We start from the raw sequence: 20,322 nt of genomic DNA, 5'->3' as shown, positions 1-20,322 counted from the left end.
TGCGTCGGTTCCGGCCTGGGTGGCCGGAACGGGAGCCGTGGCGGGGTCGGGCCGGTCGCCCGGTCCGACCCCGCCGGCGGGTGGTGCGTGTTACCGGTTGCCGGAGCGTCCGGTGGTGCTGCCGGTCGAGACCGTCCCCCCGGAGGCCTTGCCGTTCTTCGCCGCGGCCTTGTCGCCGTGGGCGGTGCCGTCGGCGGCGACGCCCTTGCCGGGCACCGGGGTTCCGCTGCCCGGGACCAGCGACGGGGCCGGCTTGCGGGTGGTGTCGCTCGGGCCCGCCGGGACGGGGGTGGCGACGCCCTGCGGCACGACCTGCTTGTCGGCCGGCGCCGGGGCCGGGACGGACTTGGCCGCGATGCTCGGCGCGACGGCGGCCGGGGCGGCCGGCGCGGACGCCAGTTGCAGGGTGACGCTGCTCTGCAGGGCGCCCGGAGCCACCCAGCCGGAGAGCGTACCGGCGTAGGACGAACCGAAGGCGGTCGAGCCGATGGCCAGCTTCTGAGTGGTTCCGGTCGGCATGGTGGCCTGGACCTGAACGCCGGACGGCGCGTTGACCGTGACGGTGTTGCCGACCCGGTAGGCGGTGACCTGACCGGCGGCGAGGGCCGTGTTCCAGGCCGCGCGCTTCTGGAACTCCTGGCCGAGCTCGCGCTCGCCGAGGTTCACGATCGGGGTGTTGTCGGCGTGCAGCGCCCGGTAGGTGCCGAGGATCTTCTCCAGCACCGGGTACAGGATCCGGTCCTCGGACAGGTTCGACTGGTGGATGAAGTGCGGCCGCGGGTCGTTGCTCAGCACGTGGCCGAGGTCGATCCGGGCCTCCAGCGGCACGATGTACGACTGGTAGCCGGTGTTGGTGTCCAGCGGCGCCGACAGGCAGGTCGAGTTGGCGTTGTTCTCGCAGACGCCGCTGCCGCCGTTGGCCTTGCTGGTGTAGATCCAGTTGTACTCGTCGGCCTCCTCCTTCGCCGTGCCGGCGTTGTAGAAGACGTTCATCGGGTACCGCGGCACGGTCAGCGTGGACGGGCCGACGGCCCGCTGGCCGGCCTCGCGCGAGGCGTCGCTGGCGGTGAACTTGATGCCGTTGGCCGCCAGGGCCGGGGCCAGGTACGGGTTGTCGCTGGTCTCCTGGGGTGCGGTCAGCAGGCCGGAGTGCTCGCCGGTGACCAGCACCTGCGGGTCGGGCTTGAGACCGTTGGCGGTGGCCCAGTCGAAGTTGTTCTTGATCTGGGTGGAGATGGTGTTCTGGTCGGTCCAGACCGTGTTGCCCGCGGCGTCCTTGGTGCACTTCCACGGCACCACCGAGACGTCCTGGACGCAGCCCAGGTACGGGTGGGTGTAGGTGTGGTTGACCCAGCGGTAGCTGTTCTGGTCGGCGATCATCTGGTTCGCCGTGGGGTCCACGGTGGTCGCGTGGTCGGCCTTCCAGTCCTCGCTGCCCCCGCCGTTGAACACCATGTCGAGGGTGAAGTTGTTGGCGGTCTGCCACTGCTTGAGGTACTGGGCGTCGGCCTGGGTCATCCGGATCGGGTTGGCCGTGTCCGGGGTGCCGGGCGGGCAGGTGACGTCACCGGGGGTGCACTTCAGCACGGTGTCCCAGCGGTCGTCCGCCAGGAAGACGTCGTCCACGTGCGCCGCGAAGTAGTTGCGGTCGTAGCCGAGGTGGACGCCCTGGGTGATCCAGTCGACCATGCCGCGGGCCAGCAGCCGGTACTGCTGCTGGTACTGGTTGTACACGAAGGTGACGACCAGTTCCTTGCGGCCGTCGTGGGTGTACTCGCCGACCAGCGACCCGCGCGTGGTCGTGCTGGGTATCGGCGCGTCCACCAGCGGGACGAAGGAGGCGCCCGCCGGCAGGGTCGCGAGGGGGGTGGCCAGGTAGCCGTAGCTCTCGCTGACGTTCGGGTCGTTGTCCTCGAAGGGGACGCTGCCCTTGAGGTACCCGAACGGGCCCGAAGTTCCGGCCGTGGTGGTGGCGCCCTGGAATCCGTCGAGAGTGCCGACGAAACCGGGATTCTGGGCGTAGTTCAGTCCCACCGCCGGACTGGCCCACGTGTACGCGTCGATCTGGCGGACGTTGAAAGCGGCTTCGTAGCTCGCGATGGCCGTCATCTCGGCGGCGCTGTTGGGGAAGGGGTTTTCGTTGGGCAGCACGATGCCCTGGAACTTCCCCCGGGGCTGCCCGTTCACCGTGTCGCTCAGGAAAGCGGAGTTGATGACGGGGCGGTTGGGGTCATTGAGGCTGACGACCTTGTACGGCGTGCCCTGGCTCTTGAGCTCGGCGGTGATGGCTGCGACCGACGGGCCGCCGTCATCGACGACCAGGACGGTGAGGTCGATCCTGGGCGGCGTGGTGTCGCCGAAGGCCAGGGTGGACTGCAGGCCGCTGGCCAGCAGGACTGCCGCCGCGCACGCGGCGAGTCTTCGGGTCGCTCGACCCATGGTGATCCTCCCCTTGGGGCATGCGTCGCGCTGCTCGGCGCTCGCCTGCCCGTGTAGCTGTTCGCGGGCAGCAGGCTGCCCGGCGCCATCTTGGTCGACGGCCGGCCGTGCGGGGGACCAAAAGGGCGAGAGTGCAGCGAACCTGTTACCAACGTTCATGGCGATGCCATGAAGGCGCTGATTGTGACCGGAACCGGACCGGTGATGCAAATAATGAATTGAAAATGAAAAACCGGAAGCTGAGTGCTACGCATGGTTACCGACGGTGTGGCCTGGTGGGGCAGGTGGGACACCTACACTGGCGTCGTTGCGCACGACACTCTCGCACATCTCGCCGGTCCAATGGGCAGGTTCATGCAATATCGGGCACGGCTGTGCCATGTGACAGTCCGAATATGCAATGGAGGCGCCGCATGGCCGATCGGCAGGCCGAGTCCTGGAGAATCGGAGGCGCCCGGAATAGGGCGCCGGCGCCGGACGGAAGGACGCTGGTCGGGCGCAGCCTCGGTCTGCGCGGTGCGGTGAACGCCCGCGATCTGGGCGGGTACCGGACGGCCGACGGGCGGGTGCTGAGGCACGGCGTGGCGCTGCGCAGCGATGGCCTGAACCATGTCACCGCCGACGACCTCCGCCCGCTGGGCGCGCTCGGCCTGCGCCAGGTGGTGGATCTGCGCAGCATCGGCGAGGTCCGCGCGGCCGGCCTCGACCGCCTGCCCGGCGGCGTGACGCTGCACCACCTCCCCCTGCTGGCAAGCGCCTTCGACATCCATCTGATGGTCAGGAACGCCCTGGCCGACAGCAGCCCCCAGCGCCAGCGCGCCCTGCTGGGCGGCGGCGGGGCGGCGGCCCTGATGACGGGCCTCTACCGGTGGTTCGTCACGGACCGGGTGGCGCGCGAGCGCTTCGCCGCACTGCTGCGCCTGCTGGCCGCCCCGGACGGGACACCGCTGCTGTTCCACTGCTCGGCCGGCAAGGACCGCACGGGCTGGGCGGCCGCACTGCTGCTGACCGCCCTCGGGGTGGACCGCGAGACCGTCCTGGCCGACTACCTGCTCACCAACGAGCGATCGGCCCCGGCCGTCGCCCGGGTGCTGGACGACTTCGGCGCCCGCGGCCTGATGCGCGAACCCGAGCTCCTCCTGCCGGTCTTCCGGGCCGACGGCGGCTACCTCGACGCGGCCTTCGCGGAGGTCGAGGCCGGCTGGGGCGGCTTCGACCCGTTCTGGCGGGAGGGGCTCGGGCTGGACGACGAGGTGCTCGCCGGACTGCGCGTCAACCTGCTGGCCGACGCGGCGAGTCCGTCGGACCGGCTCAGCCCTCGCTGATCAGGCCCTCGCGGAGCTGGGTGAGCGTCCGGGTGAGCAGCCGGGACACGTGCATCTGCGAGATCCCGATCTCCTCGCCGATCTGGGACTGCGTCAGGTTGCCGAAGAAGCGCAGCATGATGATCCGGCGCTCGCGGGGCGGCAGCTTGGCCAGCAGCGGCTTCAGCGACTCCCGGTACTCCACGCCCTCCAGCGCGAGGTCCTCGTAGCCGAGGCGGTCGGCCAGCGGCCCGTCGCTGTCCTCCTCGCCCGAGCCGGAGTCCAGCGAACTGGCGGTGTACGCGTTGCCCACCGCGAGGCCCTCGACCACGTCCTCCTCGCTGACCCCCAGGCAGGCGGCCAGCTCGGCGACGGTGGGGGAGCGGTCCAGCCGCTGGGCCAGTTCGTCGCCGGCCTTGGTGAGCGCCAGCCGCAGCTCCTGGAGCCGCCGCGGCACCCGGACCGACCAGCTGGTGTCCCGGAAGAAGCGCTTGATCTCGCCGACCACGGTGGGCATCGCGAAGGTGGGGAACTCCACCCCGCGCTCCGGATCGAAGCGGTCGATGGCCTTGATCAGGCCGATGGTGCCGACCTGGACGATGTCCTCCATCGGCTCGTTGCGGCTGCGGAAGCGCGCGGAGGCGTACCGGACCAGCGGCAGGTTGAGCTCGATCAGGGTGTCCCGGACGTAGGTGTGCTCCGCGCTCGCGGGCTCCAGCGCGGCCAGCCGCAGGAACAGCGAGCGGGAGAGCGTCCGGGTGTCCAGCGCGGAGCCGGGCGGGGTCTCGGGCGCCGCCTCGGGGCCCGGCGGTTCGACCGGTCGGACCCGCTGCCGCGGGACCAGGTCCTCGACCACGGCCGTGCCATTGGCCTGACCAGCGTGGATCTCCGCAGTGCCCAGCTCTCCGGACATGCACCCACCCCCTTGTGACTGACAGTTGAACGGGAGCCGTCGCAGGGAGGTTCCCGGCGGGCCCTGCCCCCTCCATACCGGCACACGGACCACGGCAAACCCGAACGTCGCGAGTTGTCACGCGGGGGTAACGCGCTGCAATCTCACTCTTCCCACGAGTTCCCGGTCCGAAGCCTGGTGAGGATCCGGGAGAGCAGCCGCGAGACGTGCATCTGGGACATCCCCAGTTCCGTGCTGATCTGGGACTGGGTGAGGTTGGCGAAGAACCGCAGCATCACGATCCGTCGCTCCCGCTCGGGGAGCTGGACCAGCAGGTGGCGCACCATGTCGCGGTGCTCGACCTCGGCCAGCGCGGAGTCCTCGTAGCCGAGCCGGTCGAGCAGGGCGAGGCCGCCCTCGTGCTCCTGGGCGGCCTCCAGGGACGCCGCGTTGTAGGCCCGCCCGGCGTCCAGGCAGGCCCGGACGTCCTCCTCCGGGATCCGCAGGCTGGCGGCGATCTCGGGCACCTTGGGCGCCCGCCCGTGCAGCACCGTCAGCTCCTCCATCGCGCCGCTGACCTGCACCCACAGCTCCTGCAGCCGGCGCGGGACGTGCATGGTGCGGACGTTGTCGCGGAAGTAGCGCTTGATCTCGCCGAGGATGGTCGGCAGTGCGTAGGTGGGGAACTGGACGCCGCGGCCCGGGTCGAAGCGGTCGATCGCGTTGATCAGGCCGATGGTGCCGACCTGGACGACGTCCTCCATCGGCTCGCTGCGGCTGCGGAAGCGGGTGGCCGCGTAGCGGACCAGGGGGATGTTCACCTCGATCAGGGCGGCCCGGATCCGCTCGCGTTCGGGGGCGTCGGGGGGCAGCTCGGCGAGCCGCTCGAACAGCACCCGGGTCAGCGTCCGGACGTCCACGACGGGCCGGCCGCCGGGGCCGCGCAGCCCGTCGGGACGGAGCTCGCCGGCCGGGCTGATGATCGATGCCAGTACTTCGTCCACGGACACGTCACCCCTCCCATAGTCGACAACGACGGGCCCTGCGGATCGGGTGTCGCGGCTGGTTCACCACCTCGCCATGTCCGGCAAAACCGGTCATAGCATCACAAGGTGGGCACAGGTCGGGCAAGCACCCGGTGGAGGTGTGTTGGTGGGGTGTTCAACCTTCCCGGGGCCCGTGGGTGAGGCGCCGCAAGGATCGTTCCGGGACGGAGCACGGCGCCCCGTCCGAAGGCCGGAGGGGGCGCCGCGGGCCGTCCGGGGGAAGGGCCCGTCCCGGGCCCGGCCGGACGGGGGATCAGACCTCGATGTCGGCGATCACCCAGGTCGCGAACTCGCGCCACCGGGCCGCCGCGGCCTGGTGGGCCGGGTGGGTCAGGTAGGCCTGCAGCGCGTCGCGGTCCTCGACCAGGCTGTTGATCGCGTAGTCGTACGCGATGTCCCGCTCGGTGGTGTTCCAGCCGCAGTCCCACTCGCGCAGCTCGGGGATCACCGCACCGAGCTCGGCGAACGCCTTGGCGCCGGCGACGGCGCGTTCGTCGTCCTTGCCGACGCCTTCGTTGAGCTTGAACAGGACCAGATGCCGGATCACGATCGGCGCTCCTCGCGGACGGGGGTGGAGAGTCCCGCCCACCGTAGCCGGTGCGCCGCGGCGGTCGGTCGGCCGTCCGCACCCCGGGCGCGAACCACCGGGCCGGCCGGGGCTACTTGATCAGGCCCGTCATGAAGGTGCCGACGGCCTTGGCCGCGTTGGAGATGCCCTCGAAGCCCAGCTGGACGAGCTCGGCGGACCGGGTCGGCGAGGTGATGATCGAGTAGAGAACGAAGACGAGCAGGAGAGCCATGCCGATCTTCTTCGCCTGCGCCATCGGGTGACCTTCCTCCAGCTGTGGCCGCCGTCATTCGGTCCCCGAGCGGCCTGCAGAGGGCAGCTTATCCACCCGGACGGGCTATCAAGTGTGCGACGCGTTCGGCCGCCGGGACGAAGGTCCCCGCGAGTGGGGCCCTTCTCCGGGGGCCCGGCCGCGAACCGGGCGGCAGGATGGAGACGTACCGCGGATCCGGCAGGAATCCCCGGTACGTGGATCCGGAGCTCCCCGCTGTGGGACCGGTCGCCGCGGCTCCCCCCCGACGCGGCGCCGGTTGTGGGACTCCGCCGGGGGAGCGGTCAGTCCCCCCGAGCCGCTCCCCCTCCAGGCTCCGTACGGACCGGGCGCCGGTGGTCATCGGCCCGGGGTGCGGAGCCTCTTCCGCGTCCGGGGGTGCGTGGGAAACGCCGAGGGCCCGTCCGGATCGGACGGGCCCTCGGGCTTGCTGGCGGTAGCGGTGGGATTCGAACCCACGGTGGAGTTGCCCCCACACACGCTTTCGAGGCGTGCTCCTTTGGCCGCTCGGACACGCTACCGAGGGGAACTCTACCGGACGGTTGCCGCGGGAACGAAATCCGTATCGGGACGCTCCTCGCCGCGGCGGTTCGGCGGCGAGGTCCGGCGGCGGTCCGGCGGCGGAGTCGGCGGTGGGTCAGCGGTGGGTGTCGAAGAAGGCCCGCAGCTGGTCGCCGCACTCGTCGGCGAGGACGCCCCAGATCACCTCGGGGCGGTGGTTGAGGCGGCGGTCCCGCATCACGTCGAAGAGCGAGCCGGCGGCGCCGGCCTTCTCGTCGAGGGCGCCGTAGACCACCCGGTCGATCCGGGACAGCACGATGGCGCCGGCGCACATCGTGCACGGTTCCAGGGTGACGACCAGGGTGCAGCCGCTCAGCCGCCACTCCCCGGTCTTCTCGGCGGCCTGGCGGATCGCGACCACCTCGGCGTGCGCGGTCGGGTCGCCGACGGCCTCGCGCTCGTTGTGGCCGCGTCCGATCACCTCACCGTCGGGGCCCAGGACGAGCGCCCCGACCGGCACGTCACCGGTGGCCGGCGCCAGGGCGGCCTCGGCCATGGCGAGGCGCATCGGCGCCGCCCAGCGGTCGCGGACCGGGTCGGGGCGGACGGGGGCGGGCAGCGGGGGCACGTACGGGACGGCCGGTGCGGTGGATGCGGACTGCATGGCATCCAGTGTCGGGCATCCGTCCGCTACCGGACGGCCTCCAGGACCTCGCCGCAGCCCAGGGCCTCGGCGATCTCCTCCAGGGCGTCGCCGGGGACGGCGCCCTCGCCGCTGAGGGCGAGCAGCCGGTCGGAGGCCAGGCCGAACTCGACGAGCAGGTGGGAGTCGCCGAGGGGGCCGACCGGGACGCTGCCGAGGGGCTCGGCGTCGTCGTCCGGTTCCTCCGCCTCCTCGCTGTCGTCCAGCAGGTGCTCCAGGTCGCCGAACTCGCTTTCGCCGGCCTGGTCGACCAGCTCGTCGGTGAGGACGGAGCCGTAGGAGCTGCGGGCGGCGGCGGCGCCGTCCGACACGAAGATCCGCGGGTCCTCCTCGCCGTCCACGCGGACGATGGCGAACCAGGCGTCCTCCTGTTCGATGAAGATCAGGACGCTGTCGTCGTCCTGGGCGCAGTCGCGAGCCAGGTCGGCCAGATCGGCCAGGGCTTCGACGTCGTCGAGCTCCGTCTCGCTCACATCCCACCCGTCCTCGGTGCGAGCAAGCACTGCAGCGAAGTAGGCCACCAGGACACTCCCAAGATCATCGGTCTCGGCTGTCGGCGCGCTGGGCAACGCGGAAATCTGGCCGCCCCCGCGCCAGAGGCGGTCCGCTTGTTCGGACCGTCCCCTCGGAATCGTGACAGAAAGCCCGCCGTCGCGGGGGGTGTTCGGCAGCGCGTCTTTGCAGGTCGTGTCGGAAGCGCCGGGCGGCGGGGGGACGGGTCGTGCCGGCGACGGTCCGGGGCCGGTCGAAATTTGCTCCGAACGCGCTTCCGGACCGCCCGGGCCTCGACTCGGTCTCCGTCCGGGCCCTCGTCCGGGCCTCCGATCGGGGGACCACCGGCCGCTCGCCCGAGGTCGCCGGGGCGCCGCTCAGATCCGGAAGGTTCGCATCCTCATCGCCTCGCGCAGCCGCCGTTCCTTGGTCCGCCGGGGCTGGACCCGCTCCCGCAGTTCCCTGGCCTCGGTGAGTTCGCGCAGGAAGACGGCCCGCCGTTTGCGGCGCTCGGCCTCGGTCTCCGGGGGGTCGTGCGGCGGGCCCGCTCCGCCGACGGGCTCGTCCGCCGAGCCGTCCCCGGCTTTCGGGTTGCTCGTCATAAGACGTGACATTCCCAGAACGGCCCGGTTGATACCACAGGAGGTGCTTCCGTCCGGACACCAGCGGCGCGTCACGGCGTGTCACGAGGCGTCACCCGGTTCGGGTGCCCGGGCCGGGCCCGGCGTGTCGTACACCCGTCCAGACCCGGGCTAACCTCGGTACATGCGTCTCCACGTCGTCGACCACCCCCTGGTCGCCCACAAGCTCTCCACCCTGCGCGACGAGCGCACCGACTCGCCGACCTTCCGTCGCCTGACCGACGAGCTGGTGACCCTCCTCGCGTACGAGGCCACCCGGGACGTCCGCACCGACGAGGTGGAGATCACCACGCCCGTGGCGGTCACGCTCGGTACCCGGCTCAGCTACCCGCGCCCGCTGGTGGTGCCGATCCTGCGGGCCGGCCTCGGCATGCTGGACGGGATGACCCGCCTGCTGCCGACCGCCGAGGTGGGCTTCCTCGGGATGGTCCGCAACGAGGAGACCCTGGAGGCCTCCACGTACGCCACCCGGATGCCGGACGACCTCTCCGGCCGCCAGGTCTACGTGCTCGACCCGATGCTGGCCACCGGCGGCACCCTGGTCGCCGCGATCAGGATGCTGATCGAACGCGGCGCCACCGACGTCACCGCCGTGGTGCTGCTGGCCGCCCCCGAGGGCGTCGAGGTGATGCAGCGGGAGCTGGCGGGCATGCCGGTCACCGTGGTCACCGCCGCCCTGGACGAGCGGCTGAACGAGAACGGCTACATCGTCCCCGGTCTCGGCGACGCGGGCGACCGGCTGTACGGCACCGCGGGCTGAGCCCCGGCTCCGGCAGGCAGAGGAACGACCGAGGGCCCTCCGGCGAACCGCCGGAGGGCCCTTCCGTCGCTACCGGGGTGTCAGCAGCTGCCGGCGGTGGTCGGGGTGGGGGAGGGCTTGGTGGCCAGGGCGAGGGCGGCGGCCGCCTGGGTCTCGTCCAGCAGGGCGTTGTAGCTGTCGCCGATCACGAAGTCCACGCTGGCGTCGGTGCGGGCGTCGGCGGTGACGGCGGCCCCGGCGATCTGCGAGCCGACCAGGGTGCCGGCCCCGGCGCCGGTCGGGCCGGCGATCACCTGTGCGGTCCCGGGGACCTTCTTGTCCAGTTCGGCGGGCGCGTTGCCGACCTTGCCGATGGTGAAGCCGCGCTTCTTGAACTCCTCCGCCGTCCGGCCGGCCAGGCCGGCCTTGGTGGTGGCGTTGTAGATGTTCACGGTGACCGTGGCGGGCTGCGGGATGGCGTGCGGGTCGCCCCCCGGGGCTGCGGGCGCACCGGAGGCGGCGGGGGCTCCCGGGGTGGCGCCCGGTGTCGGGGCGGCCAGCGGCTTGCCGGACGGGGTCGCGCAGGCCTGGGCGGAGGCGTTCTTGTTCTTGCCGGTGAAGATGTCGTACAGCTGCACGCCGCCGAGGGCGATCAGGGCCAGGGCGAGCAGCCCGACGAGCGCGGCGACCACCTTGCGGCTCCGCTTCGGGGGCCGGCCCAGGCGTGGATAGGCGTTGCCGGTGATGCGGTACTGCTTCCCTTTGAGGCCTTGGGGAGTCAGCATGCTCATGGGTTGTCTCCCCCTCGTGCCGGGGCGGGGTCGGGATGACGGGTCGGTCGGGTTGGGGTGCCCGGGTGCGGGCGGATCCCCTGGTCGCGGCCGTAGTCAGCAGCGTAGTGCCGGACGGCTGTGAAGGTACTAAACGATCATCATCTGGAGTACCCCGGTACCCGAAAGGGGGTACCGGGGTACGAGCGGACCGCCCTCCGCCGGGTGGCGAGGGGGCGGTCCGGAAGTCTGCGGAGGGTCCGACGGGCCCTGGGGTGGCGGGCCGTCACTCCATTTCGAGGACGCGGGCGTGCAGCACCTGGCGCTGCTGCAGCGCAGCCCGGACGGCCCGGTGCAGGCCGTCCTCCAGGTAGAGGTCGCCGTGCCACTTCACCACGTGGGCGAAGAGGTCCCCGTAGAAGGTCGAGTCCTCGGCCAGCAGGGTTTCGAGGTCGAGTTGGCCCTTGGTGGTCACCAGCTGGTCGAGCCGCACCGGACGCGGGGCGACGTCAGCCCACTGTCGGGTGCTCGTCCGGCCGTGATCCGGGTACGGCCGCCCATTGCCGATGCGCTTGAAGATCACACGGAAAGCCTACCGTTTGGGCGGCGAATGACGCAGCAGCCGCGACGCCGCCACGCGCGCCGCTGTGAACTGCGGGTGGACGAATGCGGCTGTTTGATGGGAAATGTCGCGAACATCGCCCGGCTCGACCGCAATCCGGTCCCGACGTCGAAGCGTTCCGAAGCGTCCCCGTAGCGATCCGATCCGCCCAGGAGTGTGCACCGATGTCCTCCGCCCCCACCCCGCCGGCCGTCCGGGAGATCGCCGACGGGTACGCCTTCACCGGCCCCGCCCTCGACCTCGGAGCGGTGCTGCTGGAGGGCACCGCGTACCCGGACGCCCAGGTGCGCATCCCGCTGGGCGTGCTCAACCGGCACGGCCTGGTCGCCGGGGCCACCGGCACCGGCAAGACCAAGACCCTCCAGCTGATCGCCGAGCAGCTCTCCGGGCAGGGCGTACCGGTGTTCCTGGCCGACATCAAGGGGGACGTCTCCGGCGTCGCCGCGCCCGGCGCGCCGAGCGACCGCACCGCCGCCCGGGCCGCCGAGGTGGGGCAGCAGTGGGCACCCAGAGGCTGCCCCGCCGAGTTCTACTCACTCGGCGGGCAGGGCGCGGGCATCCCCGTCCGGGCCACCGTCACCAGCTTCGGGCCGCTGCTGCTCGCCAAGGTGCTCGACCTGAACGAGACCCAGGAGTCCTCGCTCAGCCTGGTCTTCCACTACGCCGACAGGAAGGGCCTGGAGCTCTACGACCTCAAGGACCTGACCGCGGTGATCGCCTTCCTCGCCTCACCCGAGGGCAAGGAGGAGCTGAGGACCATCGGCGGGCTCTCGGCGGCCACCGCCGGGGTGATCCTGCGGGCGCTCACCGTGCTGGAGAACGAGGGCGCCGGTGCGTTCTTCGGCGAACCCGAGTTCGACACCGCCGAGCTGCTGCGGACCGCGCCGGACGGCAGGGGGGTGGTCTCGGTGCTGGAACTGCCCGCCGTGCAGGACCGGCCGCGGCTGTTCTCCACCTTCCTGATGTGGCTGCTCGCCGACCTCTACCAGGAGCTGCCCGAGGTCGGCGACCCCGACCGGCCCAAGCTGGTGTTCTTCTTCGACGAGGCGCACCTGCTGTTCAAGGGCGCCTCCAAGGCCTTCCTGGAGGCGATCCCCCAGACCGTGCGGCTGATCCGCTCCAAGGGCATCGGCATCTTCTTCGTGACGCAGACGCCGCGCGACGTCCCGTCCGACGTGCTGGCGCAGCTGGGCAACCGGGTGCAGCACGCACTGCGCGCCTTCACCCCGGACGACGCCAAGGCGCTCAAGGCCACCGTCTCGACCTTCCCGCGCTCCTCGTACGACCTCGGTGCGGTGCTGACCTCGCTCGGCACCGGCGAGGCCGTGGTCACCGTCCTCTCCGAGAAGGGCGCGCCGACGCCCGTCGCGGCGACCAGACTGCGAGCGCCGGAGTCGCTGATGGGGCCGATCGGGGCGGGGGAGCTGCAGGCGGCGGTGGATGCCTCGCCGCTGACGGCTCGCTACCGGGACGCCGTCGACCGGGAGTCGGCGTACGAGAAGCTGGCGGCGCGGGCTCCCCGGCCGGAGGCGGCGCCGACGCGACCGGCGGGGGCCGCACCAGGGGGCGATGCCCGGGAGGCGTCCCGGGAAGCCCGCGAGGCGCCGCGCGATGCCCGGGAGGTGCCGAAGGAGGGCGTGGGCGGGCTGCTCGGATCGCTGCTGAGCAATCCGACGGTGAAGTCCTTCGCGCGCACCGCCGGGCGGCAGCTCGGGCACGAGATCTCGCGCAGCCTGTTCGGGACGTCCAAGCGGCGGCGGTGAGCACTCCGGTGGGGGCGGGGCCGCCCGCCGGGGCCTCAGAGGCCCAGGTCGTCCAACTCCTTCAGCAGGGCGGCGTTGGGGCTGTCCGGCGAGGGTGCGGGCTTCGTGGCGCCGGACTTGTCGGCCACGCCCTTGTCGGCCATGCCCCTCGTGGTGGCGGCCTTCGTGGTGGTGGCCTTCGTGCCTGCGGGCCGCGCGGCCGCGGCGCGCGAGGCGCGGTCGCGGAAGATCCACGCCCCGGCCAGGCCGCCGACCAGGCCGCCGAGGTGGGCGGACCAGCTGATGCCGGGGGCTACGCCGGGCAGGGCGCTGGTGACCATGTAGGCGAAGGAGGCGCCGAGGACGACGCCGATCAGGGTGTCGACCAGGTTGCGGTCGAAGACCCCGCGCAGCACCACGTAGCCGAAGTAGCCGAACACCACGCCGCTGGCCCCGGCGCCGACCGAGTTCGGGTTGTCGAAGACCCAGGAGGTCAGCTCGCTGGTCAGCGCGACCAGCAGGGTCAGGCCGAGGAACTTCTTCACGCCGCGGTAGGCCGCCAGGAAGCCGAAGACGAACAGCGGGCCCGAATTGGCTTCCAGGTGAGCCCAGTTCCAGTGCAGGAAGGGCGCCGTGACGACGTTCGGCAGGCGGCCCGGATCCTGCGGGACGACACCGAACCGGCGGCCGAGGTCGTAGTCGTCCATCCAGTTCACCAGCTGGATCAGCCAGATCGCGGCCAGCACACCGACCATGGTGAAGAGAGCCCGGCGTGCGTCGGCGATCATCTGTGCGGGGTCGAGCGTGCTCGCCGCGCGGCTGGGGTCGTTCGAGGCCATGACCCCGACTGTAGGGGCGGCCGGATCGGACGTGCACCCCGTTACAGTGACTCGTGACAATCCGAGCGTGAGAGGTGACCACCCATGAGTGCCCGTCCGCCGCTTCCGTACGACTTCCTGCCGCAGGTGCCGTCCTTCGAACTGAGCAGCCAGGACATCACCGAAGGCGCCACGCTGGGCGAGGAGTTCATCCACGCCGGCGGCAACCTCTCGCCGCAGCTGGCCTGGTCGGGCCTGCCGGAGGGCACCCGGAGCATCGCCGTCACCTGCTACGACCCGGACGCGCCCACCGGCTCCGGCTGGTGGCACTGGCTCGCCCTCGACCTGCCCGCCGACACCGACGGGCTGCCGCGCGGCGCCGGCTCCTCGGACGACAGCCTGCCGGGCGTGGCCTCCTTCCACGGCCGCAACGACTTCCCGAACAACCGGTACGACGGCGCCGCCCCGCCGCCCGGCGCCCCGCACCGCTACGTCTTCGCCGTACACGCCCTGGACGTGGAGAAGCTGGACGTCGCCCCCGACCTCCCGCCGGCGCAGGTGGGCTTCCACCTCACCTTCCACACCCTCGGGCGCGCGCTGCTGACCGCCGAGTACGGGGTCTGAGGGTCGATTACGGGGTCTGAGCGCCGCGTACGGGGTCCGAGCACGGACTACGCGGTCCGAGCGCCGGCGGTACCCGGGTGTCCGGTCGAAGTCCGGCGGCTGCCCGAGGAGTAGTGGCGGGCGCCCGCCGGGCCCGGCCCCTCCGGCTGCCTCCCGGTTTCCTTCCGGTCGGCCCTTCCGTTTCCCTGCCGCCTCCCGGTGGGCCCCCTGGTCGGTTTCCCTGGTCAGTCCCCCCGGTCGGGCTCCCGGCCGGCCGCGTGGTGGGCGCGGGCGGCGAGTCCGCGCAGGTGCTCGCGCAGGGCCGGCGGCTCGTGCACCTCGAAGGCGCAGTCCAGCGACAGCAGCCGCATCGCCGTCCACTCCAGCGAGTCGGAGCGGGAACGGAGCCGGCAGCTGTGGTCGTCGACCGGCTCGATCTCGGAGTCGGCCGGTTTGAAGCGCTGCCGCACCAGCTCGGCCGGGGCGTGCACGGTGGCGACCACGGTGCCGCTCGGCGACGGGCGGCGCAGCTTGCCCGCCACGTACGCGGCGGCGTCCTCGGCGGGGAGCGGGCGCGGGGTGAAGCGGGCGCCGGTGGCGAAGGGCTCGCTGAGCCGGTCGACCCGGAACAGGCGCCAGTCGTCGCGGTCCAGGTCGTAGCCGACCAGGTACCAGCGGCGGCCGACCGAGACCAGCCGCTCGGGCTCGATCAGCCGCTTGGTGGCGGTGCCGTCGTAGGCGCGGTAGGCGAAGCGCAGCCGCTCCCGGTTGGTGACGGCGCCGGCCAGTACGGTCAGGTCCTCCGGGTCGACGGTCGGGCCGTCCCCGGTGAGCAGGGGCACGGTGGCGGAGTTGAGCATCCCGACCCGGTGCCGCAGCCGGCTCGGCAGCACCTGCAGCAGTTTCCCGAGGGCCCGTACCGAGGCCTCCTCGATGCCGACCACCGCGTGTCCGGCGCCCGCCCGCAGCCCGACCGCGATGGCCACCGCCTCCTCGTCGTCCAGCAGCAGCGGCGGCATCGCGGTGCCCGCGACCAGCCGGTAGCCGCCGACGGCGCCCATGCTGGCCTGCACCGGGTAGCCGAGGTCGCGCAGCCGGTCGATGTCGCGCCGGATCGTGCGGGGGCTGACGCCGAGCCGCTCGGCGAGCTCGCTGCCGGGCCACTCGCGCGGGGTCTGGAGCAGGGACAGCAGGTTCAGCAGCCGGGCCGGGGTGTCGCTCATGCCGTCCAGCATGCCCGACGAAGTGGGACAGGACCTGACCTACATGGTCGGTACCGTCGTGGACGTGGAGAAGGCGGAGAAGAGCGAGGAGCACGGAATGAGCGCGGCAGCGGCCGACCGGCGGAGGTGGATCGCCCTGGCGATCGTGATGGTGGCCTCCTTCATGGACCTGGTGGACGTCACCATCGTCAACATCGCCATCCCCAGCATCCAGGCGGACACCGGCGCCTCGTTCAGCGCCGTGCAGTGGGTCACCGGCGGCTACGCCCTCGCCTTCGCGATCGGCCTGATCACCGGCGGGCGGCTGGGCGACATCTACGGCCGCAAGCGGCTGTTCCTGATCGGGATCAGCGGCTTCACGGCGGCCTCCGCGCTCTGCGGGCTGGCCTCCGGGCCGGAGATGCTGGTCGCGACGCGACTGCTGCAGGGCGGAACGGCGGCGCTGATGGTGCCGCAGGTGCTGTCGATCATCCACGCGACCTTCCCGGCGGAGGAACGCGGCAAGGTGTTCGGCATGTTCGGTGCGGTGGTCGGACTGGGCGCCGTCTCCGGTCCGATGATCGGTGCGCTGCTCACCGAGTGGGACCTGTTCGGCCTGGCCTGGCGGCCGATCTTCCTGATCAACCTGCCGGTCGGCATCGCCGGTCTGCTGCTCGGGCGCAGCTTCATCGACGAGTCGAAGGCCGACCAGGCGCTCAAGCTCGACCTGGTCGGGGTGGCGCTGGCCAGCGTCGGCCTGCTGATGCTCATCTACCCGCTGACGCACGGACGGGAGGCCGGCTGGCCGCTCTGGGGGTACCTGTCGATGGCCGGCAGCCTGCCCGTGTTCGCGCTGTTCGTGGCGTACGAGAAGGCCAAGACGCGGCGGGACGGCTCGCCCCTGGTGGAACTGGCGCTGTTCCGGGTGAAGTCCTTCGCCGCCGGGATCTGCGTGCAACTCGCCTTCGGCGTGGCGCTCGGCATCTTCTTCCTGGTCTGGACGCTCTACATGCAGGTCGGACTGGGCTGGAGCCCGCTCAAGGCCGGCGCGACCGGCATCCCGTTCTCGATCGCGGTCTCCACGGCGGCCGGACTGTCGGTGCAGAAGCTCGTGCCGCGGTTCGGACGGAAGGTGCTGCAGGCCGGCGCGCTGGTGATGGCGGCGGGCGTGCTCACCTACATCGGCGAGGCGCACCGGTACGGGACGGCGATCGCACCCTGGCAGATGGCGCTGCCGCTGGTGGTCATGGGCCTCGGGATGGGGCTGATCGTCGCACCGATCACGGACGCGGTGCTGGCGGAGGTGCCGCGAGAGCACGCCGGTTCGGCTTCCGGACTGATCAACACCGTGCAGCAGGTGGGGAACGCGCTCGGACTCGGGCTGGTCTCGGTGGCCTTCTTCGGGGCGATGGACGACGTGGTCGCGCCGGAGGCGGTCGGGACGGCGTTCGGCGGGGCCTTCGTGCACGCGATGTGGTGGGTCGCGGGGGTGCTGCTGGCGGTGTTCCTGCTGATGTTCGCACTGCCGCGGCGGCGCACGGCGGTCGGTGCGGGGGCGGCGGCCGGTGCTGCGGAGGAGCCCGTCGAGGAGCTTGCCGGGGAACTCGCCGAGAAGGCCGCAGAGAAGCCCGCCGAGAAGCCCGCCGGGGAGCTCGCCGAGAAGCCCGCCGACGAACGGGAGACCGCCCTGCTCTGACGGAAGGCGCTCCGCACGGGGCCCCGGTCGCACTGCGCGACCGGGGCCTCCGGCGCACACTGGAGGCGATGGACCGTACGGCGGTGGACTCCTCGGTGCTGCGCTCGGTCGGCTACGACCCGCCGGCGCGGCTGCTGGAGCTGGAGTTCACCAGCGGCCAGGTGTACGTCTACGCGGGCGTACCGGCCCGGGTGCACCGGGAGCTGTTGGCGGCGGAGAGCCACGGGCGGTACTTCGTCCGACGGATCCGCGGGCGGTACGCCTACCGGCGCTCGGAGGCCAGCCGGTAGCTGCTGCCGTCCATGGGGCGGGCGAGGTGGCCGGCCTCGACCAGGGAGCGGCGCAGGGCGGGGGCGTCGTCGTGCACCGTGTGCAGGGCGGCGTTGACCTCGGCTTCGGTGCAGCCGCGACCGGGTTCGAAGAGGGTGTCGGCGAGGTGGGCCAGGAGCTGCTCCCGGCGGGCTGCCTTGCGGGGGACGGCGATCAGCCGCCCGTCGGGGGCGAAGAGGGCGGACCCGCTCGGCGAGGTCGGGCCGGCTGCGGTCATACCGGGAGCGTCGCCCGGTGGGACGGACCGCGGCAACCGGTTCTCAGCGGACGCCGGTCGGAGCCGGCGCGGCCGTCGCGGCCGTCGCACGACTGGTCGTGCGCGGCTTGGCGGCGGCCTTGGCCTCCTTCGCGGCGCGCTTCATCTCCTGCTTGAACTCCCGCACCAGGACGAGGGATTCCGGCCCGGTGATGTCGGCGACCGAGCGGTGCGCGCCCTCCTCGCCGTACACGCCGGCCGCCTCGCGCCAGCCCTCCGGCCGTACGCCGTACTGCTTGCCGAGCAGGGCGAGGAAGATCTGCGACTTCTGCTTGCCGAAGCCGGGCAGGGCGTTGAGGCGGCTCAGCAGTTCCTTGCCGGTGCGGACGTTCTTCCACAGCGCGGCGGCGTCGCCGTCGTACTGCGCGACGAGGAACTGGCAGAGCTGCTGCACCCGTTTGGCCATCGCGGCGGGGTAGCGGTGGACGGCGGGCTTCGCGGACAGGAGCGCGACGAACTCCTCCGGGTTGTAGGTGGCGATCTCGTGGGCGTCCAGGTCGTCCCGGTCGAGGCGCTGCGCGATGGTCAGCGGACCGGTGAACGCCCACTCCATCGGGACCTGTTGATCGAGCAACATGCCGACGAGTGCGGCGAGCGCACTCCGTCCGAGCAGTTCGTCGGCCTCGGGCTGCTGTGCGAGCCGAACGGTGGCGTTCATGGGCTTGCCCTCCTCGGAGTTGACGTCGGGTCGGCGCCCAGTCTGGTGGACGTGACGTGGGCGGAGGTGGTCAACACGCCCGTACCGGGGGAACTCTTGGTGTTCCAGGCCTTGCCGCACCTGGTTTGTTCGTTGGCGGAGCGGTTGTTGGGGCCTCGAAAGGGTGACGCGGGATATTTTTTGCCCGCGCCCAGCGCACCCGCCCCGGGCGCCCGGTCGACGGCGTGTCGAGCCGAACGGCCTCCGAACGGGCCGCACTTCACGGCGGCGAATCGGAAGTCGGCGCCGTCCGCGAAGTCTCTCCGGAGTCTTTGGTGTCGCGAGCGCTGCACCACCGCGGCTATCGACTACGCCGCTGCGGTCGGCGTGGTCCACCGTTTGTCTGCGCCCGTGGTGTCGCCGGCCGGCCGGCGCGGCGGAGGGTGGAGCACTGCCCTGATCGCGAAGTGGAGCGGGTCTCGGGTCCGACCGGCGCTTGGGCGTGTCGGTCCAATGGGTTGACTTATCTCCAACTCGTTTTGTTCGCATGGCCATTCGAGAAGCAAAGAGGAAACGGGAAACCTGCAGAACCCCGTTTGACCGGCTCGATCGCATGCCAAGATTCCAGGCGGAAGCGAGGGGTGACCGCTTTCGGCCCACGATGCAGCAGGCGCTGGGTGATCAGAGAAAGAGGGGTGGCATGAGCATGTCCAGAGCGCCATCCGGCGAGTTCGGTCCGGAGCTTCGCAGACGCCGGATTGCCGCCGGGCTGACTCTCACTCGGCTGGCCGAGCTGCTCAGCTACAGCAAGGGCCACCTGAGCAAGATCGAGCGCGGGCACAAGCAGCCGCCGCCCGAGTTCGCCCGTCGCTGTGACGTCCAGCTCGCCGCCGACGGTGAGCTGGAGCGGCTCCTGCCGAGCCATGATGCTTGCGATCCGCTCGGATCCCCCGACTTTGCGGAGAGCGGCACCCAGGGCGACGGGGACCCCTTGCTCCGGGTCGACCGTGGGGGTGTCCGTTGGTCTCCAGCCATGGGCCGGAGGCAATTGCTCGCCGCCGGGGCCACCACCCTGCTCGGCGGAGGCCTCGCCGCTGCGCTGCCGCCGGTCACCCCGGCGGTAGCTGTCGCGGAATCCGCCCCGGTCGAGATCTTCCGAGCCCAGTTCGACCAGATGAGACAGCTCGGCCAGGTCAGTGATCCCGGCACGCTGCTTCCGCTGCTCACGGTCCAGACCCACACACTTCGCGAGCTCGCCCTCCAAGCCGCTGGAGCGAACCGCGACCGGCTGCTCGGGTTGGCCGCCCGGTACGCCGAGTACGCGGGCTGGATGGCCCAGGAAGCCGACGACAACCCGTCCGCCCTGTGGTGGACCGCCCGCGCCGTCGAACTCGCGCAGGCCGGCGGTGACCGCGACCTGGCTTCGTACGCGCTGGTCAGACGCGCACTGATTGCCTTCTATGCGGGCGACGCTACCCAGACCGTACAACTGGTCGAACCGGCCCAGAAAGATTCGCTGCCACCGCGGATCCGAGGCCTTGCGGCACAGCGGGAAGCACAGGGCCATGCACTCGCCGGCGACCACGCCGCCTGCCTGCGCGGCCTCGACCGTGCCCGAGGGCTGCTGGCCAGGGCCGACGCCGAAGCCGACAGCGGTACCCCTGTCTTTGGAACCACCAATCTGACCGACCCGGCAGCCATGGTCACCGGATGGTGCTTGTACGACCTCGGTCGCCCCGGCCAGGCCGCCGAGGTACTCGACAGCGAGTGCCTGCGAATCCCCTCGCAGGCCGTTCGCAGCCGCGCCCGGTACGGCCTCAGGCGGGCCCTGGCACATGCGGCAGCAGGCGAGCCCGAACATGCCTGCGAACTCGCCGCAGAACTCCTGCCGCTGGTCCCGTCGCTGAGGTCGGCCACGATTCGCTCCGACGTCCGGCGGCTCGCCCGCGAGCTGAACCGGTTCCCTGGCGGCCGATTCGCGCAGGACATCCAGCCTCTGCTCGCCCGCGCACTGCACCCGTAGACCGATCCGACCCGCGGCCCGTCCCCG

At 71.8% G+C, this 20,322-nt stretch carries 21 protein-coding genes and 1 tRNA gene; 7 read left to right on the top strand and 15 right to left on the bottom strand.

Annotated elements, in window-relative coordinates; genetic code table 11:
* Positions 1 to 90: 90 nt before the first annotated feature.
* Positions 91 to 2,439: a hypothetical protein gene (locus tag IF30_RS0105575; protein ID WP_063752499.1), complete on the bottom strand. Its 2,349-nt coding sequence runs from the start codon at positions 2,437 to 2,439 to the stop codon at positions 91 to 93.
* Between the two features lie 413 nt (positions 2,440 to 2,852).
* Between IF30_RS0105575 and IF30_RS44920 the strand changes: the two genes are divergently transcribed.
* Positions 2,853 to 3,764 (top strand): tyrosine-protein phosphatase, encoded by a 912-nt coding sequence (locus IF30_RS44920; protein WP_158834766.1) that lies wholly within the window; start codon positions 2,853 to 2,855, stop codon positions 3,762 to 3,764.
* On the opposite strand, the gene IF30_RS0105565 is transcribed toward IF30_RS44920, so the two are convergent.
* From IF30_RS0105565 to IF30_RS0105530, 8 genes are all read right to left on the bottom strand, one after another.
* Positions 3,751 to 4,656, bottom strand: coding sequence for an RNA polymerase sigma factor SigF (locus tag IF30_RS0105565; RefSeq protein ID WP_030232752.1), 906 nt, complete (start codon positions 4,654 to 4,656; stop codon positions 3,751 to 3,753). The genes IF30_RS44920 and IF30_RS0105565 overlap by 14 nt on opposite strands.
* A 143-nt stretch (positions 4,657 to 4,799) precedes the next feature.
* Positions 4,800 to 5,582: an RNA polymerase sigma factor SigF gene (locus tag IF30_RS0105560; RefSeq protein WP_199807827.1), complete on the bottom strand. Its 783-nt coding sequence runs from the start codon at positions 5,580 to 5,582 to the stop codon at positions 4,800 to 4,802.
* Between the two features lie 352 nt (positions 5,583 to 5,934).
* Complete coding sequence (locus IF30_RS0105555; protein WP_030232746.1) at positions 5,935 to 6,228, bottom strand: Dabb family protein; 294 nt, start codon at positions 6,226 to 6,228, stop codon at positions 5,935 to 5,937.
* A 112-nt stretch (positions 6,229 to 6,340) separates the two neighbouring features.
* Complete coding sequence (locus IF30_RS48560; protein WP_199807825.1) at positions 6,341 to 6,505, bottom strand: hypothetical protein; 165 nt, start codon at positions 6,503 to 6,505, stop codon at positions 6,341 to 6,343.
* A 446-nt stretch (positions 6,506 to 6,951) separates the two neighbouring features.
* Positions 6,952 to 7,041, bottom strand: a tRNA-Ser gene (locus IF30_RS0105545).
* Between the two features lie 116 nt (positions 7,042 to 7,157).
* On the bottom strand, positions 7,158 to 7,685 hold the full coding sequence (tadA, locus tag IF30_RS0105540; RefSeq protein ID WP_030232743.1) for a tRNA adenosine(34) deaminase TadA: 528 nt from the start codon (positions 7,683 to 7,685) through the stop codon (positions 7,158 to 7,160).
* A gap of 26 nt (positions 7,686 to 7,711) precedes the next feature.
* Complete coding sequence (locus tag IF30_RS0105535) at positions 7,712 to 8,197, bottom strand: hypothetical protein (RefSeq protein ID WP_234322595.1); 486 nt, start codon at positions 8,195 to 8,197, stop codon at positions 7,712 to 7,714.
* A 396-nt stretch (positions 8,198 to 8,593) separates the two neighbouring features.
* Positions 8,594 to 8,818: a hypothetical protein gene (locus IF30_RS0105530; protein ID WP_051709291.1), complete on the bottom strand. Its 225-nt coding sequence runs from the start codon at positions 8,816 to 8,818 to the stop codon at positions 8,594 to 8,596.
* Between the two features lie 163 nt (positions 8,819 to 8,981).
* Between IF30_RS0105530 and upp the strand changes: the two genes are divergently transcribed.
* Positions 8,982 to 9,617, top strand: coding sequence for a uracil phosphoribosyltransferase (upp, locus tag IF30_RS0105525; RefSeq protein WP_030232735.1), 636 nt, complete (start codon positions 8,982 to 8,984; stop codon positions 9,615 to 9,617).
* Positions 9,618 to 9,697: 80 nt separating this feature from the next.
* Here the strand turns inward: upp and IF30_RS0105520 are convergent, their stop codons facing one another.
* On the bottom strand, positions 9,698 to 10,387 hold the full coding sequence (locus IF30_RS0105520) for a LytR C-terminal domain-containing protein (protein ID WP_030232732.1): 690 nt from the start codon (positions 10,385 to 10,387) through the stop codon (positions 9,698 to 9,700).
* A 265-nt stretch (positions 10,388 to 10,652) separates the two neighbouring features.
* Complete coding sequence (locus IF30_RS0105515) at positions 10,653 to 10,949, bottom strand: type II toxin-antitoxin system VapB family antitoxin (RefSeq protein WP_030061387.1); 297 nt, start codon at positions 10,947 to 10,949, stop codon at positions 10,653 to 10,655.
* Positions 10,950 to 11,152: 203 nt separating this feature from the next.
* On the opposite strand from IF30_RS0105515, the gene IF30_RS0105510 reads away from it, so the two are divergent.
* Positions 11,153 to 12,751 carry a helicase HerA-like domain-containing protein gene (locus tag IF30_RS0105510; protein ID WP_030232729.1) on the top strand — a complete coding sequence of 533 codons (1,599 nt, stop codon included), beginning with the start codon at positions 11,153 to 11,155 and terminating at the stop codon, positions 12,749 to 12,751.
* Between the two features lie 35 nt (positions 12,752 to 12,786).
* On the opposite strand, the gene IF30_RS0105505 is transcribed toward IF30_RS0105510, so the two are convergent.
* Positions 12,787 to 13,569: a rhomboid family intramembrane serine protease gene (locus IF30_RS0105505; protein ID WP_030232727.1), complete on the bottom strand. Its 783-nt coding sequence runs from the start codon at positions 13,567 to 13,569 to the stop codon at positions 12,787 to 12,789.
* Positions 13,570 to 13,653: 84 nt separating this feature from the next.
* Here IF30_RS0105505 and IF30_RS0105500 point away from each other — a divergent pair, with 84 nt between their 5' ends.
* The gene (locus IF30_RS0105500; RefSeq protein ID WP_030232725.1) at positions 13,654 to 14,172 is read left to right on the top strand and encodes a YbhB/YbcL family Raf kinase inhibitor-like protein; all 519 of its coding nucleotides are present in this window, start codon (positions 13,654 to 13,656) and stop codon (positions 14,170 to 14,172) included.
* Positions 14,173 to 14,396: 224 nt separating this feature from the next.
* Here the strand turns inward: IF30_RS0105500 and IF30_RS0105495 are convergent, their stop codons facing one another.
* On the bottom strand, positions 14,397 to 15,374 hold the full coding sequence (locus IF30_RS0105495) for a helix-turn-helix transcriptional regulator (protein ID WP_030232724.1): 978 nt from the start codon (positions 15,372 to 15,374) through the stop codon (positions 14,397 to 14,399).
* Positions 15,375 to 15,471: 97 nt separating this feature from the next.
* Here IF30_RS0105495 and IF30_RS0105490 point away from each other — a divergent pair, with 97 nt between their 5' ends.
* Together IF30_RS0105490 and IF30_RS0105485 are read left to right on the top strand one after the other, a co-directional pair.
* Entirely contained in the window at positions 15,472 to 17,049 is a 1,578-nt protein-coding gene (locus IF30_RS0105490) for an MFS transporter (protein WP_078891182.1), read from the top strand.
* Between the two features lie 68 nt (positions 17,050 to 17,117).
* Positions 17,118 to 17,339 (top strand): KTSC domain-containing protein, encoded by a 222-nt coding sequence (locus IF30_RS0105485; RefSeq protein ID WP_030232720.1) that lies wholly within the window; start codon positions 17,118 to 17,120, stop codon positions 17,337 to 17,339.
* Here the strand turns inward: IF30_RS0105485 and IF30_RS0105480 are convergent.
* Positions 17,312 to 17,596: a DUF2087 domain-containing protein gene (locus IF30_RS0105480; RefSeq protein WP_051709289.1), complete on the bottom strand. Its 285-nt coding sequence runs from the start codon at positions 17,594 to 17,596 to the stop codon at positions 17,312 to 17,314. The two genes, IF30_RS0105485 and IF30_RS0105480, sit on opposite strands and share 28 nt — an antisense overlap.
* A 43-nt stretch (positions 17,597 to 17,639) precedes the next feature.
* Complete coding sequence (locus IF30_RS0105475) at positions 17,640 to 18,293, bottom strand: HhH-GPD-type base excision DNA repair protein (RefSeq protein ID WP_051709287.1); 654 nt, start codon at positions 18,291 to 18,293, stop codon at positions 17,640 to 17,642.
* 679 nt (positions 18,294 to 18,972) lie between these two features.
* Here IF30_RS0105475 and IF30_RS0105470 point away from each other — a divergent pair.
* Positions 18,973 to 20,295 (top strand): helix-turn-helix domain-containing protein, encoded by a 1,323-nt coding sequence (locus tag IF30_RS0105470; RefSeq protein ID WP_234322594.1) that lies wholly within the window; start codon positions 18,973 to 18,975, stop codon positions 20,293 to 20,295.
* The last annotated feature ends 27 nt before the right edge of the window (positions 20,296 to 20,322 follow it).

The sequence above is a fragment of the Streptomyces sp. NRRL S-350 genome (genome assembly GCF_000719705.1).
GTDB lineage: Bacteria > Actinomycetota > Actinomycetes > Streptomycetales > Streptomycetaceae > Kitasatospora.
Note: the sequence above shows the minus strand (reverse complement) of the source record. Positions and strands in the feature narration are given on the sequence as shown.